Below are 17,095 nucleotides of genomic sequence, written 5' to 3'. Positions count from 1 at the left end.
CCCTGCCGGGCCGGCTCGCGCGAACGGTCTGGGCCGCCGGGCCTGCCCTGCGCGGAGCATGGGGCGTGGCCCGGAGCTGCCGGCAGGGGGACCGCCGCCGGCGGAGGCAATGGTGGCGGCGACGGCGGGCGGCAGCCCGGTGGCTGGCCCACGGCCGTGGCCCCGGGGCAGGGTGGCCAGGGGGCTCAGGGCCGTGCGCCCGCCGCGCCGTCGGCAGGTGCGCCCGAATCCGTACAGCAGCAGCCGGCCCAGGGCGGGGCGGCCGGTGCCTGGCCGGCCGCGTCCGGACCCGGTTCCGGCGCCCCCGCACCCGTACAGCAGCAGCCGCAGAGTGGTGCGCCCGCGCCCGTGCAGCAGCCGGCCGCCGCGGCCCCTGGGGCTGCCCAAGGCGCCGCTCAGGTGCGGCAGATGTGGCCGGACATTCTTGAGGCGGTCAAGGACCGCCGGCGTTTCACCTGGATCCTGCTGAGTCAGAACGCGCAGGTCTCCGGCTTCGACGGGACGACGCTGCAGATCGGCTTCCCCAATGCCGGTGCCCGCGACAGCTTCGCCAACGGGGGAAGCGAGGACGTCCTCAAGGACGTGCTGGCCGAGCGGTTCCAGCTGCAGTGGCGGGTCGAGGCGATCGTCGACCCGTCGGGCGGCGCCAATCCGCCGGCCGGCGGCGCTCCCCGTAGTGGCGGTGGCGGCTTCGGCGGCGGAGGGGGCGGTGGCTTCGGTGGTGGCGCGCCCGCCGCACCGCAGCAGGGCGCGTCGCAGGCGCCGCAGCAGCAGAGCGGCCCGGGGGCCCAGTCGACCGGCGGGCAGTACGGGCCGGGCGGCGGCGGCAGTCAGGGTGCCCGGATGGCCCGGGAGGCGGTGTCCCCGTCGGCGTCCGCGGGCGGCGGCCAGGGCGGTCCCGCGGCGGAGCCCTCGTACACCCCGCCGGAGCCCCCGCCGATGTCGATCGAGTACGACATGCCGGCCGAGGACGACCCCGATCTCGTCGACTCCGCGCTCAGCGGCCACGACCTGATCGTCCGCGAACTCGGCGCCACCGTCGTGGAGGAGTTCAACAACGAGTAGGGGGGTACGGGACGGTGCGGAGCCGGACGGCGGGTGAGCGGGCGTACACCAGGCGTACACCCGTGCTCCTCCCTACGGCGTAGGGCGCCGGGCCCGTGAAACACGTAGGCTCGGGCTACCGCACCAATCGTTGTCGTATGGCAGGAGTCACGTCGTGATCCCCGGTGGTCAGCCCAATATGCAGCAGCTGCTCCAGCAGGCCCAGAAGATGCAGCAGGATCTCGCGGCCGCCCAGCAGGAGCTGGCGGAGACGCCCGTCGAGGGTTCCGCGGGCGGCGGTCTGGTCAAGGCGACGGTGACCGGCTCCGGTGAGCTTCAGGGCCTGGTCATCGACCCCAAGGCGGTCGACACCGACTCCGCGGAGGAGACGGCCGAGACCATCGCCGACCTCGTCCTCGCGGCGGTCCGCGATGCCAACGCCAGTGCCCAGCAGCTTCAGCAGCAGAAGCTCGGTCCGCTCGCCCAGGGTCTGGGCGGTGGCGGCATCCCCGGTCTCCCTTTCTGAGGAGTAGCCAACTAGCGTACGCATCACGGCAGAAGAGAGAGAAGACGTTCCGTGTATGAAGGCGTGGTTCAGGATCTGATCGACGAGTTGGGCAGGCTGCCCGGCGTCGGTCCCAAGAGCGCGCAGCGGATCGCCTTCCACATTCTTCAGGCCGAGCCGACCGATGTCCGCCGGCTCGCGAATGCGCTGATGGAGGTCAAGGCAAAGGTCCGGTTCTGCAGCGTCTGCGGCAATGTGGCGCAGGAGGAGCAGTGCCGGGTCTGTCTGGACCCGCGGCGTGATCGGGCGGTCATCTGCGTCGTGGAGGAGCCCAAGGACGTCGTGGCGATCGAGCGGACGCGTGAGTTCCGCGGTCGCTACCACGTCCTCGGTGGGGCGATCAGCCCGATCGAGGGCGTCGGCCCCGATGACCTGCGGATAAGGGAACTGCTGGCCAGGCTCGCGGACGGCACCGTCACCGAGCTGATCCTGGCCACCGACCCGAATCTGGAGGGCGAGGCCACGGCCACGTATCTGGCCCGCATGATCAAACCCATGGGCCTGAGAGTGACGCGACTGGCGAGCGGTCTGCCGGTCGGCGGCGATCTGGAGTACGCGGACGAGGTCACGCTGGGGCGGGCCTTCGAAGGGAGGAGACTTCTCGATGTCTGATGCCACGCTGCACAACGCGACACAGGACCCGGACGACTTCGCCGTATCGATCTCCGACTCGATCGAGAGTTTCATCGTCGCGGTGACGGAGGTCGCCAAGGGCGACGAGCCGGACAGCGCGGTGCCCTTCCTGCTGCTGGAGATCTCCCAGCTGCTGCTCACCGGCGGCCGGCTGGGTGCCCACGAGGACATCGTTCCCGACGAGCGGTACGAGCCGGACACCGGTCCGGAGCCGGACGTCGACGAGCTGCGTGAGCGCTTTGCGAACCTGCTCGACCCGGTGGATGTCTACTCCGAGGTCTTCGACCCGTACGTGCCGCGTAGCGAGCCGGTCGCCAGCCGGATCTCCGACGACCTGGCCGACATCATCACCGACCTGCGGCACGGCCTGGCGCACTACCGGGCGGGCCGGGTCAGCGAGGCCCTGTGGTGGTGGCAGTTCTCCTACCTCTCCAACTGGGGCCCGACCGCCTCGGCCGCCCTGCGCGCGCTGCAGTCGCTGGTCGCCCACGTACGCCTCGACCAGCCGCTGGACGAGTTGGACGGCCTGGACATCGACAGTGACGTCGCCGGCGACGAGGAACGGCTCGCCGAGGAGGCCGGAAAGGTCATGGCGGCCGAGATCGCGGGACCGCTGGGACTGCACGGGAGGTGAGCCCGGNAGCACCGGTACACACGAAAACGTAACCCAGGTCACAGCGCTCGGGCCCGGGGACGGCCGCCGCGGCGGCCGTCCCCGGGCCCGAGCGCTGTGACCTGGGTTACGTTTTCGTGTGTACCGGTGCTGAGCGGGCATGTGCCAGCCGAGCGGGCGCGAAGGGGCGTCATGCGGAGCCGCCGCGGAGACGTGGAACTCATGGGTCAGGTGGTTACTGTGGCTGCGCCACGGTGATCCTGGTGATCGTGTGGTGATCGACCAGTGAGTTTTGTGTCTCACGATGTGGTATCAGCAGGGCGGACTCCGCTTGCTCGTTAGACTGAGCCGACCGCAGTACCCCCATTTCCGGGGGTCCGGGAGGAAACTCCCGAAGAGACAGTTGCGAGGAGCGCACGTGGGCCTTGTCGTGCAGAAGTACGGCGGCTCATCCGTTGCGGATGCCGAGGGCATCAAGCGCGTTGCCAAGCGAGTCGTCGAAGCCAAGAAGAACGGCCACCAGGTGGTCGTCGTGGTTTCGGCGATGGGCGACACGACGGACGAGCTGATCGATCTCGCTCAGGAAGTGTCCCCGATTCCGTCGGGGCGCGAGTTCGACATGCTGCTGACCGCCGGAGAGCGGATCTCCATGGCCCTGCTGGCGATGGCGATCAAAAACCTCGGTCACGAGGCGCAGTCCTTCACCGGTAGCCAGGCCGGTGTCATCACCGACTCCGTGCACAACAAGGCACGGATCATCGATGTCACGCCGGGCCGCATCAAGAGCTCGGTCGACGAGGGCAATATCGCCATCGTCGCCGGCTTCCAGGGCGTTTCCCAGGACAAGAAGGACATCACGACGCTGGGGCGGGGTGGCTCGGACACCACCGCTGTGGCGCTGGCGGCCGCGCTGGACGCCGAGGTCTGTGAGATCTACACCGATGTGGACGGTGTCTTCACCGCCGACCCGCGGGTCGTGAAGAAGGCCCGGAAGATCGACTGGATCTCCTTCGAGGACATGCTGGAGCTGGCCAGCTCCGGCTCCAAGGTGCTGCTGCACCGGTGCGTCGAGTACGCACGCCGTTACAACATCCCGATCCACGTCCGCTCGTCCTTCTCGGGGCTGCAGGGCACGTGGGTCAGCAACGAACCGCAAGGGGACCAGCCGATGGAGCAGGCAATCATCTCGGGCGTCGCACACGACACCTCCGAGGCGAAGGTCACGGTCGTCGGGGTTCCGGACAAGCCGGGCGAGGCCGCGCGGATCTTCCGTGCCATCGCGGACTCCGAGGTCAACATCGACATGGTGGTCCAGAACGTGTCCGCCGCGTCCACCGGTCTGACCGACATCTCCTTCACGCTGCCGAAGGCCGAGGGCCGCAAGGCCGTCGCGGCCCTGGAGAAGACCCGTGCGGCGGTCGGCTTCGACTCGCTGCGCTACGACGACCAGATCGCCAAGATCTCGCTGGTCGGCGCGGGTATGAAGACCAACCCGGGCGTCACGGCGACGTTCTTCGAGGCGCTGTCGAACGCGGGCGTGAACATCGAGCTCATCTCGACCTCCGAGATCCGCATCTCGGTCGTCACTCGCGCCGATGACGTGAACGAGGCCGTGCGCGCCGTGCACACCGCCTTCGGTCTCGACACGGAGAGTGACGAGGCCGTGGTCTATGGCGGCACCGGACGATGATTCCGGCCGAGGCGGGCCGTCCGTCCCTCGCTGACACGGCGGGGGCGGACGCCCGTACGGCCCGCAAGCCGCATCTCGCCGTCGTCGGTGCCACCGGCGCCGTCGGCTCGGTCCTGCTGGGCATCCTGTCCGAGCGGGCCGACATCTGGGGCGAGATCCGGCTGATCGCCTCTCCCCGCTCGGCCGGCCGCAAGCTGACCGTACGGGGCGAAGAGGTCGAGGTCGTCGCGCTGAGCGAGGAGGCCTTCGACGGTATCGACGTCGCGATGTTCGACGTCCCCGACGAGGTCTCCGCACAGTGGGCGCCGGTCGCGGTGTCCAAGGGCGCGGTGGTCGTGGACAACTCCGGCGCGTTCCGGATGGACCCGGACGTACCGCTGGTCGTGCCCGAGGTCAATGCGCATACGGCACGGGTGCGCCCGCGCGGCATCATCGCCAACCCCAACTGCACGACGCTCTCGATGATCGTCGCGCTGGGCGCGCTGCATGCCGAGTACGGGCTGAGCGAGCTGATCGTCTCCTCGTACCAAGCCGTTTCCGGGGCGGGCAAGGCCGGCATCGACACGTTGCGGGCGCAGCTGTCCGCGGTGTCCGGTACGGAGCTGGGGACGACGCCCGGTGACGTACGGCGGGCCGTCGGTGACACCCTGGGGCCGTTCCCGGCGCCGATCGCGCTCAATGTCGTGCCCTGGGCCGGCTCGCTCCAGGAGGACGGCTGGTCCTCGGAGGAGCTCAAGGTCCGTAACGAGTCCCGCAAGATCCTGGGGCTGCCGGATCTGCCGGTGACCGCGACCTGTGTGCGGGTGCCGGTGATCACGACTCACTCGCTGGCCGTGCACGCCCGGTTCGAGAACGAGGTCACGGTCGCCGGCGCGCACGAGATCCTGGCCGCGGCTCCCGGGGTCGTCCTCAGCGACGATCCGGCCGAGGGCGAGTACCCCACCCCGTCCGATGTCGTCGGTACGGACCCGACGTGGGTCGGGCGGGTGCGGCGTTCGCTGGACGATCCGCGGGCGCTGGAGCTGTTCGTGTGCGGGGACAATCTGCGCAAGGGAGCGGCGTTGAACACGGCGCAGATAGGGGAGTTGGTGGCGGCGGAGCTGCGCGGGTAGCTCGGGCCGGGCCTGTTGTGCAGGGGCCCCGGGGCAGGCATCGCGAGCCGGGCGGGACTTTGTGGAGACGCTCCAGGGTGTGTCCGCCCGGGGTGGCACGGGGCGTGAGGCGTGGGTGACTTGGCGGGATTGGCCGTCGCGGGCCGACCTCCTGGGAGATACTTTGTGGGACGTGTGAAGATCCTGTGAGCGAATTGCTGGTCCAAACCTCTTGATCTGGGCTGACGATCTGTTCGACCATTCGCTCCCCGCCACACTGCAACCGGCAGTTGGGCGGGGAGCGTCTTTGTGGCCGCCCTTAGGGGTGGCTCGAAGGGTGTCCGTGGGCCGCATGGCGAGCCCGCGGGTAGCGGGGTAGGCGCGTCGGGATAAATGGGGCATTCAGGAAGAGCTGGTACGCATGAGGGCATTTGATGCATCGTCAAAAGCGATGCCTTGCGCGTACAACCCTTATGGGGGGAAGCGTGTCCAACAGGCGTGGCAGAGGTACTCGGATTCACCATCGCCCCAGCGGGCGCAGCAGGCGCAACAGTGCGTCCGCAGCGGCCCCGTGTGTCCGGGGGCATGCCAGTGATCGCCCCCTGGCCCACCACGCGTCCCGCGCAGATTCCTCCTCAGCGTGGGGACACTGACGACGCGATGGCAGCGGGCACCACAGTCGACCACCTCACCGAGACCTACCGCGCGCACTACCGCTCACTGCTCGGCCTCGCCGCGCTGCTCCTCGACGACACCGCCTCCTGCGAGGACGTCGTCCAGGAGGCCTTCATCCGGGTGCACTCCGCGCGCGGACGGGTGCGCGACCCCGAGAAGACCCTCGCCTATCTCCGGCAGACCGTCGTCAACCTCTCGCGCTCCGCGCTGCGTCGCCGCATCCTCGGGCTCAAGCTGCTCTCCAAGCCGATGCCCGACATGGCGAGCGCCGAGGAGGGCGCGTACGACCTGCTGGAGCGCGACCAGCTGATCCAGGCGATGCGCGGGCTGCAGCGCCGGCAGCGCGAGGTGCTGGTGCTGCGCTATTTCGCCGATATGACCGAGGCGCAGGTCGCCGAGACGCTGGGCATATCGCTCGGCTCGGTCAAGGCGTACGGGTCGCGGGGTATCGCGGCGCTCCGCGTCGCGATGGAGGCTCCAGCATGAGTGGCACGAAGTTTGGTCGGCAGGGGCCGTTCGATCGGCGGGAATCGTTTGGTCGGCGGGATTCGTTTGATCGGCGCGGTTCGGTCGGTTCGGTCGGTTCGTTTGGCTCGGTCGGTTCGGTTGGTTCGGGCGATTGTGGCCCGGGGGGCGCGTACGGCTCCCGTGGGAAGCCGGGCGATGTCGTGCGTGGGCTGTACGCGGCGCGTGAGGCGCAGGGCCGTTCGGAAGGCGCGTCGGGGGGCGGACGTCGATGGGGCGCCGCGTCCGGGAACGGCGATGACATCGGTGTCGTGGGTGATGCCGTGGATGGCGCCGTAGTTGGTGTCACTAAGGGTGCTGTGGACGGCGCAGCGGATGGCGTCGTGGATGGTGCCGGGGCCGGTACGGAAGGTGGAGCCGGAGTCGGTGCCCGTGACGGGGCCGATGGCGATGCGTACGACAGTGATGCGTACGTCAGCGAGGCGTACGACAGTGATGTGCACGACAGTGATGTGCACGAATATGAGCGCGAGCACGAGCGGGAGCGCGATGCGCAGGCCGGCGTCGCCTTCGGCGGCAGCACCGGTGACGACGACGGTGACGGCAACGGCCACGGTCGCAGCCACCCCACGGGCGGCTTCGGCGACGGTTTCGGCGGCGAGGACGATCTGAGGCGGCTGCTGCAGTCCCGCGTCGGCGACCTCGAACCCGCGCCGGAGGCGCTGGAGATGCTGCGCCGCGCGGTGCCCGCCCGCCGTCAGCGCCGTCGCCATGCCGTCGTGGGCGCGGCTGCCGTGCTGCTGCTCGGCGGTACGTCCATCCCCGCCATGGTCCACGTGGCGAACCTGGCCGACGGCTCCACGGACCGCCCCGCCAACGCCGCGAGCAGCCAGCGCGCCCAGGACAACTCCGAGGGCGCACACGGCGAGGGCACCGAACAGGCCGGCCCGCGGCCGACCGGCAAGGACGGCCGGAAGTCGGGCGAGGACGAGCCCGCGGGCAGGGGCAAGGCCACGGAGAAGAGCGGCGCGGGCCACGGCGCGGGCGCCGGTACTCCCGCTCCGGACGAGACCATGGACGTCACCTCACCGGTCTGCGCGCGCGCACAGCTCGGCCAGGGCAGCAGCGCGGTCGGTACCGCGGACTCCGAGGGGCGCGTTTACGGCTCGTTCCGGGTGGTCAACACCTCCGCGACCGCCTGCTCCGTCGAGGGCGGCGGCACCGTCGGCCTGGTCGCACAGGGCTCCACGAGCCCCGACCGGATCCATGTCGTCGACCACACCTCGGGCGATGAGGCCACCGGTCTGCCCGACCCGGCCACCACCCCTGACCAGCTGGTTCTCAAGCCGGGCGAGGCGTACGAGGTCAAGTTCGCCTGGATCCCGCAGGCCGGCGGCGGCACCACCGGATGCGTTGCCCCGGGGCCCTCGCCGACGCCCGACCCCTCCAAGGATCCGGGGCAGGCCCCGGACGCCGGGGCCACGGCAGCGAGCGACAGCGGCGGCCAGGCGGGCGGTGACACCGGTTCGGGCGAGGGCGGGGCCGCGTCCGGAGGCATCGTGCTCAGTCATACGCCGGAGGCGGGCGAGCCCGCGGCGGCCGACGCCAAGGTCGCGGATGCCTGCGCCGGCACGGTGTACCGCACCGAGGCGCTGGCGACGCAGTAGCGGGCGCACCGGCATCGGCCGACCTGGTAGCGGTCGACTCAGTAGCGGTCGACCGGGCAACGACCGACTCAAGGACGGTCGACCGGGTCACGGCCGACTCAAGGACGGTCGCCCTGGTCGGCCGCCCCGGTATCGGGCAGGACAGCCCAGGTCCTGGCGGCTGCGGCTGTGCCGTGTAGGGGGCGGTGCGGCCCCGCCGTTCGGGCCCCGTACCGTTGATGGTGTGTACCGGTTCCTGCTGACCCCGCGGTGGTGGGGGATCAACGTCTTCGCCGTACTGGCGATTCCCTTCTGCATCTTCATGGGCAGCTGGCAGCTGAGCCGCTTCGAGGACCGCGTCGACACCCACCAGCAGCAGGAGGACCGCTCCGCCCAGGCCAAGGCCGCGGCCGCCCGCCCCCTGGAGCGTCTGCTGCCCGTCGACAAGGTCACCTCCGGCCGCCAGGCCAGCGCCCGCGGGCGCTACGACACCGGGCACCAACTGCTCGTACCGGGCCGCACGTTGAAGGACAAGCATGGCGAACAGCAGGGCTTCTACGTCCTCAACCTGCTGCGTACGGACAGTGGCAAGGCCCTCCCCGTCGTACGGGGCTGGCTGCCCGGCGACGCGAACGCGAAGGCCGACACGGCGAAGGTGCCCGCGCCGCCCAAGGGCGAAGTGACGGTCACCGGCGCGCTGCAGGCCTCCGAGAACCAGGGCACCGACGGCGTACAGGCCGGCGGCGGGCTGCCCCAGGGACAGCTCGGCATGATCAGCGCGGCGTCGCTGGTCAACATCGTGCCGTACGAGGTCTACGACGCCTGGATCACGCTCACCGACGCCCAGGCACCGCTGCACGCCGTTCCTCCGGCCGCCGCCGAGGGCAGCGGCCTGGACCTCAAGGCCTTCCAGAACCTCGGCTACACCGGCGAGTGGTTCGTCTTCGCCGGCTTCGTCGTCTTCATGTGGTTCCGCCTCTTCCGCCGCGAGGCCGAAGCCGCCAAGGACGCGGCGCTCGGCATCCTGCCGCAGGGGGACACGAGCGGGACTCCGGGGGGCGAGGCTGCGGGGGAGGGAGCTGCGGCGGGTGAGACTGCGGGAGACGGAGCCGCGGGAGACGGAGCCGCGGGAGACGGAGTCGCGGCAGACGGGGCCGCGGCGGGCGAGGCCGCGTCGGGCGGGGCTGTGACGGGCGGGGCCGCGACGGGCGAGGCCGCGACGGACGGGGCCGGAAGCGGCACTGCGGCGGGCGCTGGTGAGGCCGAGGGTCAGGGCGAGGCGGTGCGGGCGGGGCGGGACTGAGCCGAGGGAGCGGATGAGGCTGCGTCCCCTTCGGGGGCCCCGCCCCCCGCCCTCCCCACCCCTCCCCGCCTCCGCCTCGCACCTGCAACGCTGTCGCACCTGGTCAGAGGGCGTACGACGGTGGTAGCTGCAATCGAATCGGCGTGCCACCGTAGGCCATATGGCAGGCAACCACACCCCTCCGCACGGCCATGCCCACGCGCACACCGACGCCCATAGCCACGCCCACGCGCCTGACCACCATGACCGTCACTCTGACCACCCTGACCGCCACCGTGCCGGCCGGTGGGCACGGATGCGGCACCAGCTCGCCCACCTGGTCACCCCGCACAGCCATGAGGCCGCGGACAAGGTCGACGCCGCGATGGAAGCCTCCCGCGAGGGCATGCGCACCCTGTGGCTCTCGCTCGGCATCCTGGGCCTGACCAGCGTGATCCAGGCGGCGATCGTCGCGCTGTCGGGCTCCGTGGCGCTGCTGGGCGACACGATCCACAACGGCGCCGACGCCCTGACCGCCGTTCCGCTGGGCATCGCCTTCGTGCTCGGACGCCGGGCGGCGAACCGCCGCTACACCTACGGCTACGGCCGCGCCGAGGACCTCGCGGGCATCGTCATCGTGCTGACAATCGCCGCCTCCTCCGCCCTGGCCGCCTACGAGGCCGTCGACCGCTTGCTGAACCCCCGTGATGTCACGCACTTGTGGGCGGTGGCCGTGGCCGCCGTGGTCGGTTTCCTCGGCAACGAGTGGGTGGCCCGCTACCGCATCCGCACCGGCCGCAAGATCGGCTCAGCAGCCCTGGTCGCCGATGGTCTGCACGCCCGCACCGATGGCTTCACCTCCCTTGCCGTTCTCCTCGGCGCCGGCGGCGCCGCCCTGGGCTGGCGCCTGGCCGACCCCCTCATCGGCCTGCTCATCACCGCCGCCATCCTCCTGGTCCTGCGCGACGCCGCCTGTGAGGTCTACCGACGCTTGATGGACTCCGTCGACCCCCAGCTCATCGACACCGCCGAGACCACCCTGCGCACCGTGGACGGTGTCCGCGGCGTCGGACAGGTCCGTATGCGCTGGATAGGCCACACCCTGCGGGCCGAGGCCGACATCGTCGTCGACTCCGAGCTGACCGTTGTGCAGGCCCACGCACTCGCCGTCGCTGCCGAGCACGCCCTCATCCATGCCGTCCCCCGTCTCACCGCCGCGACCGTCCACACCGACCACACCAGCATCGGCACCGACCCGCATGCCGTCCTGGCCCATCACGCTGCCGCCTGACCGAGATCCGCGCGCAGGTCCCGGCCGGGCGCAGGGTCGGCTGGGTCGGCTGGGTCGGCTGGGTCGGGTGTGAGTCGGGTGTGGGCCGAGTGCGGGCCGGGCGTGCTCAGCCCACCTCCGCCCACCTCCGCCGCGCTCTGAGTCGATCACCACCCCTCGCCGTGTCGTGCCGGTCCTGCCCATCCAGCTCTTCCGGGTTCCAGCCCTTCCGGGTTCCAGCTCCTCTGGGGGTGCAGCCCCTCCCGGCGTGAGCTCTCCTGGGCCTCAGGCCTCCTGGGCCTCAGCCCCCCGAGCCTTAGCCCTCCCGTGCCTTCTCGATCACATACCGCTGGGCGAAGTCGAGCTCCAGACGGACCTGCTTGATGCGCTCCTCGACGACCAGCGAGCCATGGCCGGCGTCATAGCGGTAGACCTCGTGCGGATGGCCGCGTCCCTCCAGCCGCTGGACATAGTTCTCCACCTGCTGGATCGGGCAGCGCGGGTCGTTGACGCCCGCGGAGATGTAGACCGGGGCCCGCACCGCGTCCACGTACGTCAGTGGGGACGACGCCTCGAAGCGCTCCGGGACCTCCTCAGGGGTGCCGCCCAGCAGGGTCCGGTCCATCGCCTTGAGGGCTTCCATCTCGTCGTTGTACGCCGTGACATAGTCCGCGACCGGAACCGCTGCCAGGCCCACCGCCCAGGCCTCCGGCTGCGTACCGAGCCCCAGCAGCGTCAGATAGCCGCCCCACGAGCCGCCGGCCAGCACCAGCCGCTCCGGATCGGCCAGCCCGGACGAGACCGCCCACTCGCGCACCGCGGCGATGTCCTCCAGCTCGATCAGCCCGACGCGGTGCTTGAGCGCGTCCGTCCAGGCGCGGCCGTAGCCGGTCGAGCCGCGGTAGTTGACCCGTACGACCGCGAAGCCGTGGTCCACCCAGGCCGCGGGCGACGAGGCGAACGCGTCGCTGTCGTGCCAGGTCGGGCCGCCGTGTATGTCGAAGACCGTCGGGAAGGGGCCCTCACCCGCAGGCTGCTGGACCAGCGCATGGATACGGCCGCCGGGGCCCTCCACCCAGATGTCCCGCACGGGCACCGAGCCCGGCGCCTTCATGCCGGGCGGGTCCAGCACGACCTTGCCGCTGGTCGACCGCACCTCCGGGGGCTGCGCGGCCGACGACCACAGGAACTCGATCGTTCCGTCCGGCCGCGCCGTCGCGCCCGAGACCGTGCCGGCCGGGGTCTCGACCCGGGTCAGCACCGGGCCGCCCGCAGCGGTCGCGGCCGCCGCTTCGGCCGGTGCGCCCGCGCCGCCTGGCGCACCGAGCTCGTAGCGCCACAGCTCGCTTCGCGCCTGGTACTCGTGCTCGACCAGCAGCGCGGACCCGTCCGGATACCAGTCGGCGCCCACATCGCCCGGCAGGTCGATCTCCAGGGCCGTCTCCACCCCGGTCAGCGGATCCCAGATCATCGGCTCCCAGCGGCCCCGCCGCTGATGCCCCACGAGCAGCCTGGTGTCACCGTCCACCGGCGCGAAGCCCATCACCGACAGGCCCAGCTCCTCGGTCCCGCCGTTGGTGTCGTCCAACTCCGCGACCGTCGAGCCGTCGGGCCGTACGACGCGGATCGCGGAGTGCATCGCGTCGCCGTGCTCGGTGTGCTCGATGGCGATCAGCGAGCCGTCGTGCGAGAGATCGCCGACGCCTGCCGACTCGCGGTGGCGGTAGATCTCGACCGGCGGTTCACCCGGCCGTACGACATGGACCGTCGAGCCCTCCTCGTCCGTTGAGCACCCGGCGACCGCCGTTCCGTCCCGGCCGATGGCCAGGCCTCCTGGATACGAGGGGGCGAGGCCCGGGGTGGCCGGTTCATCCGGGCCGCCGGCGAACGGCTGCCGCATCCAGACGCCGAACTCGTCCCCGTCGGTGTCCGAGAACCACCAGATCCACTCGCCGTCCGGCGACAGCGTCCCGTCCGTCGTGCCGTTCGGCCGGTCCGTGGCCTGCCGCTGGCCGCCGGTCGCCCGGTCCCAGGCGTACAGCTCGAAGGTGCCGGTGGCGTTCGAGACGAACAGGGAGCGGTCGGGGGCTTCCTCGGCCCAGTCCGGCAGCCCGATCCGCGGCGCACGGAAGCGCTTCTCCCAGTCCGGCATCGCGACGTCCGCGCCGCTGGAATCCGCCGAGGCCACCGAGTCCACCGAGTCCACCGAGTCCACCGAGTCCACCGAGAAGGCTGAGTCCGCTGAGGCTGCCGCGTCCGCCGTCGACCCGTCCGCGACCCTCGCCGATGCGTCCGAGCCCGCCGTCGACCCGCCCGAGCCCGCTATCGGGTTGGCCGAGCCCGTCCTCGTCTCGGCCGACTGGTCGGCAGCTCTCGTCGAAGGGGTCGGATCGGTGGAGTGGTCGCGGCCTGCGGTCGTCTCGTCAGTCATGGGCCCATTCTGCGCCCGGCCCCCAAATTGCGTTGGCGAGGGTCACCAGCCTGTGGATAACTTCGTCGTATGCGAAGACACCCGGGCCCCGATGACTGGCGGGAGGCCAATCGCGCGAAGTGGGACGAGCGCGTCGCTATCCACACCGCGAGCGATTATTACGACCAGGACCGATTCCGCCGGGTCCGGGACGTGATCCGCGACTTCGAGGCCGCGGAGGTCGGCGATGTCACCGGCCGCTCCCTGCTCCACCTCCAGTGCCACTTCGGCCAGGACACCCTCTCCTGGGTACACCGCGGCGCGGCCCGCGTCGTCGGCCTGGACTTCTCCGAACCGGCCGTCGAAGCGGCCCGCGAGCTCGCCGCCGAGCTCGGCTACCGCCCGGACCGCGCAGCATTCGTCGCCGCCGACGTCTATGACGCCGCCGAAGCCGTCCCCGACGACTCGTACGACATCGTCTACACCGGCATCGGCGCCCTGAACTGGCTCCCCGACCTGGAACGCTGGGCCGATACGGCCGCCTCCCTCGTCGCCCCCGGCGGCTTTCTCTACCTCGCCGAATTCCACCCGCTCTGCGATGCCCTGGACGACGAGACCGGATCGCGCATCATCCACGACTACTTCAGCCGCGATGCATGGGTCGACGAAACCCCCGGTACCTACACGGACTTCGGTGCGCCCACGGTCAACAACCGCAGCGTCGAATGGCAGCACCCGATCGGCGAGGTCGTCTCCGCCCTGGCCGGCGCCGGCCTGCGCATCGACTTCCTGCACGAACACGACATGACCATGTTCCAGCGCTTCAGCGCACTGCGCCGCGACGACGACGGCTACTACCGCTTCCCCGGCGACCGCCCCCGCATCCCCCTCATGTACTCGCTGAAGGCAAGCCGGGCAAGCTGAAAGCAAGCACGGGGACAAGCCGTACGCATCAAGAACCGCCCCGAGGCCGGCCGCCATCCGCCCGTCCCCCGGGCGGCTAATGTGACGGACCGGCCCGGCCGGTGCCGGGGGGCGAGCCCGGCGGGCGACCGAATGTCGGGCGTCGACTGTCAACGGTCGTGTGGTGAGGCGCCATGCGACGCACATCAACGGGGGTTCACCATGCGGGTGCCTATACGTATTGCTGGTGCCGCGGGCCTCAGCGCGCTCATGCTGCTGACCGTGGGGTGCGCCGGCGGACCCCACGCCGGCAAGGCATCGCCGGGCGCCTCGGAAGCCGTCACGTCCGCCGAACCGCTGCCGATGAAGGCCACGCCCCGCCCGGCCACCTGGACCGGCTCCGACCACACGGCGCACGCCCTGCGGATCACGCCAATCCGGCTGGCCCGCGGCTCGGACTCCGACCTCAAGCACATACGGCTGGACGACGACCTCAAGGGGATGGTGCCGTACTACCTCACCGTCACCTACACCAACACCGGCAAGGACACGGTGAGCGGAGCGGACCCGGCGCGGAACTTCTCGGTCAACGGGGCGGACGGCCAGGCCGCCCAGCAGGTCTCGCTGTTCCAGTCGAACCCGTTGGCCACCAGCTCGGGTCTGCCGCCCGAGTGCCGTGCGAGCGGCGCGCCCCAACTGGCGGCAGGTGCCACGGCGGCGAACTGCCAGATCTACATGCTGCCGAAGGGCCGGCAGCCGGCGACCGTCTCGTACAAGGACGACGGCGGCGACACCCTCATCTGGCAGGTCGGCGGGGCCAAGAGCGGCGGCTCCAACGGGGTGCTGCCCGCCGGCAAGCCCGCCGACGGCATCACGGAGGACAGCCGCAGCCGCCCCGTCCCGCTGCGCATCACGCCGAAGAGCGTGCGCACCGGCGACATCGCCGACCTGAGCCGCTTCGACCTGGACGCGGACGAGAAGAAGCTCATCCCGTATTACGTGACGATGCAGTACCGCAACAGCGGCAAGTACGACCTGCTGCCCGACATGAACGAGGGGGTGGCGCTGCGGACCGCCGGCGGTCAGACCGTGAAGAAGATGATTCTCCTCGCCATCGGCGGCCCCGGGGTCGGCCAGTGCCCCGAAGCCGTCCCGCACAAGATGGTGAAGCCGAACGGCACGGTGACCGAGTGCTCCATCCACCTGCTGCCGAAGGGCGACGCCCCGGTGGCCGTCATCTTCGACGGCGAGGGTGAGGGCGCGCGGTCGGTCACCTGGCGGGTGTCGGTGGACGGCGGCAAGTAGCCGCCCGCCGGAGCGCCAACGGATCGCCGGTCACCTCATCCGGCGCGTCGGCCGGGGCACGCCATACGGGCGGGCCCCGGCCGAGCGCTGCGGCGACCGCCGCGCGCTGTACTGGCGGGCATTACGCACAGACCGGCCCGCCAGTACCGGCACGCAGTACCGGCGTGCAGCCTTAGCGCTTCGCCAACCGCAGCAGCAAAGAATTCAGCCGCCAACTGCCGGGCATCGGCGCCCGCTCCAGGGCTTCCGGTTCGACGCCCAGCGCTACGTCCGGGTAGTGCGCGAGCAGCTTGCCGAACGCCACTTCGCCCTCCTGCCTGGCGAGCGTGGCGCCCAAGCAGTAGTGCATCCCATGGCCGAAGCCCACGTGGTTCTCGGCGTGGCCTGCGGGGTGACGGGTCAGGTCGAGACGATCGGGGTCGCTGTAGTGGCGGGGATCGAAGTTCGCCGATACCAGGATGAGTTGTACGGCGTCTCCCTTCCGGATCGGCGTACCGGCGAGGTCGATGTCCTCGGAGGCGTAACGCAACTGGGTCATGTGCACCGGCCCGCACCAGCGCATCAGCTCATGGACGGCACGCGGGAGCAGGGCCGGGTCGTCCTTGAGCAGGCGCAGCTGGTCGGGGTGGGTGAGCAGCGCCGCCGTGCCGTTGCCTATGAGGTGGGCGGTGGTCTCGTGACCGGCGAAGACGAGGGCGAACACCATGGTGACCATCTCGACGTCGCTGAGCCGGCTGCCGTCGTCGTCTTGGGCACGGATCAGCTCGCTGAGCAGATCATCGGTGAGCGCGCCGCGCCGTTCGCGGATCAGTTCATGGGTGTGGTCGATCATCGCCGGGAACGACGTGCTGAGCCGGTCCGGCTCCAGTGACACGAGGTCGGCGCCCCATGCGCGCCATTGCGGGCGATCGGCTTCGGGTATGCCGACCAGTTCGCAGATGACCGTGATCGGCAGCGGGTAGGCGAAGTGCTGGATGAGGTCGACGATGCCGTCCTCGGCGTGCTCGGGGAGCCGGGCCAGCAGCTCGTCGGCGATCTGCTCGACGCGCGGCCGCAGATCGGTGATCTTGCGTGCGGTGAAGGCCCGCGAGACGAGGCGGCGAAGCCGGGTGTGATCGGGGGCGTCGCTGTTGAGGATCGATCCGAGCAGATAGACCCGAAGGTGCTCGGGGAGGCCCATCTGCTCCAGCAGCCTGAGCATCGGCATCTCCTCGGCCTGACTGCCCAGGAGCGGCGACGCCGGATTGTTCACGAACCGCTGGTCGCGCAGGACTTGGCGGACCTCCTCGAAACGGGTCACGAACCATACGGGCGAGTCGTCCATGAACCGGCCACGCACGACCGGTCCCTGCTCGCGCAGCGCGCCGTAGCCGCCGAACGGATCCTTGATCAGTGCCGGTTCCATCACGTTCGGCTCGCCCGGGTGTTTCCCTATGTGCTCGGCGAACGGAGAGCTGGATAAGGCTGACATCTTTCGTGCTCCTCCGGGTTGGGAGTCGGTTC

General features: G+C 70.7%; 13 protein-coding genes and 1 pseudogene. 12 read left to right on the top strand and 2 right to left on the bottom strand.

What is annotated here, in order from left to right:
• From DY245_RS12915 to DY245_RS12870, 10 genes and pseudogenes are all read left to right on the top strand, one after another.
• A pseudogene (locus tag DY245_RS12915) lies at positions 1 to 1,065 on the top strand (DNA polymerase III subunit gamma and tau); the annotation flags it as partial.
• Between the two features lie 154 nt (positions 1,066 to 1,219).
• A complete protein-coding gene (locus DY245_RS12910; protein ID WP_078889642.1) occupies positions 1,220 to 1,570 on the top strand; it encodes a YbaB/EbfC family nucleoid-associated protein in 351 nt (116 codons plus the stop codon).
• Between the two features lie 51 nt (positions 1,571 to 1,621).
• Positions 1,622 to 2,221: a recombination mediator RecR gene (gene recR / locus DY245_RS12905; protein WP_033270362.1), complete on the top strand. Its 600-nt coding sequence runs from the start codon at positions 1,622 to 1,624 to the stop codon at positions 2,219 to 2,221.
• Positions 2,214 to 2,876, top strand: coding sequence for a DUF5063 domain-containing protein (locus DY245_RS12900; protein WP_128506811.1), 663 nt, complete (start codon positions 2,214 to 2,216; stop codon positions 2,874 to 2,876). The genes recR and DY245_RS12900 overlap by 8 nt, the downstream gene beginning before the upstream one ends.
• Positions 2,877 to 3,273: 397 nt before the next feature.
• Positions 3,274 to 4,545, top strand: coding sequence for an aspartate kinase (locus DY245_RS12895; protein WP_128506809.1), 1,272 nt, complete (start codon positions 3,274 to 3,276; stop codon positions 4,543 to 4,545).
• On the top strand, positions 4,542 to 5,657 hold the full coding sequence (locus tag DY245_RS12890; protein WP_128506807.1) for an aspartate-semialdehyde dehydrogenase: 1,116 nt from the start codon (positions 4,542 to 4,544) through the stop codon (positions 5,655 to 5,657). Before DY245_RS12895 ends, DY245_RS12890 begins: the two co-directional genes overlap by 4 nt.
• A gap of 477 nt (positions 5,658 to 6,134) precedes the next feature.
• Positions 6,135 to 6,797: a SigE family RNA polymerase sigma factor gene (locus tag DY245_RS12885; protein ID WP_181923653.1), complete on the top strand. Its 663-nt coding sequence runs from the start codon at positions 6,135 to 6,137 to the stop codon at positions 6,795 to 6,797.
• 362 nt (positions 6,798 to 7,159) lie between these two features.
• Positions 7,160 to 8,443, top strand: a complete 1,284-nt coding sequence (locus DY245_RS12880) for a hypothetical protein (protein ID WP_244943009.1) — start codon at positions 7,160 to 7,162, stop codon at positions 8,441 to 8,443.
• Positions 8,444 to 8,666: 223 nt separating this feature from the next.
• On the top strand, positions 8,667 to 9,725 hold the full coding sequence (locus DY245_RS12875) for an SURF1 family protein (protein ID WP_128506803.1): 1,059 nt from the start codon (positions 8,667 to 8,669) through the stop codon (positions 9,723 to 9,725).
• A gap of 160 nt (positions 9,726 to 9,885) precedes the next feature.
• The gene (locus DY245_RS12870; RefSeq protein ID WP_244943008.1) at positions 9,886 to 10,995 is read left to right on the top strand and encodes a cation diffusion facilitator family transporter; all 1,110 of its coding nucleotides are present in this window, start codon (positions 9,886 to 9,888) and stop codon (positions 10,993 to 10,995) included.
• 295 nt (positions 10,996 to 11,290) lie between these two features.
• Here DY245_RS12870 and DY245_RS12865 read toward each other — a convergent pair whose 3' ends face one another.
• Positions 11,291 to 13,126 (bottom strand): S9 family peptidase, encoded by a 1,836-nt coding sequence (locus tag DY245_RS12865; protein ID WP_128506821.1) that lies wholly within the window; start codon positions 13,124 to 13,126, stop codon positions 11,291 to 11,293.
• Positions 13,127 to 13,474: 348 nt separating this feature from the next.
• Here DY245_RS12865 and DY245_RS12860 point away from each other — a divergent pair, with 348 nt between their 5' ends.
• Both DY245_RS12860 and DY245_RS12855 read left to right on the top strand, forming a co-directional pair.
• Positions 13,475 to 14,308 (top strand): class I SAM-dependent methyltransferase, encoded by an 834-nt coding sequence (locus DY245_RS12860; RefSeq protein WP_128506799.1) that lies wholly within the window; start codon positions 13,475 to 13,477, stop codon positions 14,306 to 14,308.
• 207 nt (positions 14,309 to 14,515) lie between these two features.
• Complete coding sequence (locus tag DY245_RS12855; RefSeq protein ID WP_244943007.1) at positions 14,516 to 15,592, top strand: hypothetical protein; 1,077 nt, start codon at positions 14,516 to 14,518, stop codon at positions 15,590 to 15,592.
• Positions 15,593 to 15,764: 172 nt separating this feature from the next.
• On the opposite strand, the gene DY245_RS12850 is transcribed toward DY245_RS12855, so the two are convergent.
• On the bottom strand, positions 15,765 to 17,063 hold the full coding sequence (locus tag DY245_RS12850; RefSeq protein WP_128506797.1) for a cytochrome P450 family protein: 1,299 nt from the start codon (positions 17,061 to 17,063) through the stop codon (positions 15,765 to 15,767).
• Positions 17,064 to 17,095 lie beyond the last annotated feature (32 nt).

It is taken from the genome of Streptomyces inhibens (genome assembly GCF_003389455.1).
GTDB classification, from domain to species: Bacteria; Actinomycetota; Actinomycetes; order Streptomycetales; family Streptomycetaceae; genus Streptomyces; species Streptomyces inhibens.
Note: the sequence above shows the minus strand (reverse complement) of the source record. Positions and strands in the feature narration are given on the sequence as shown.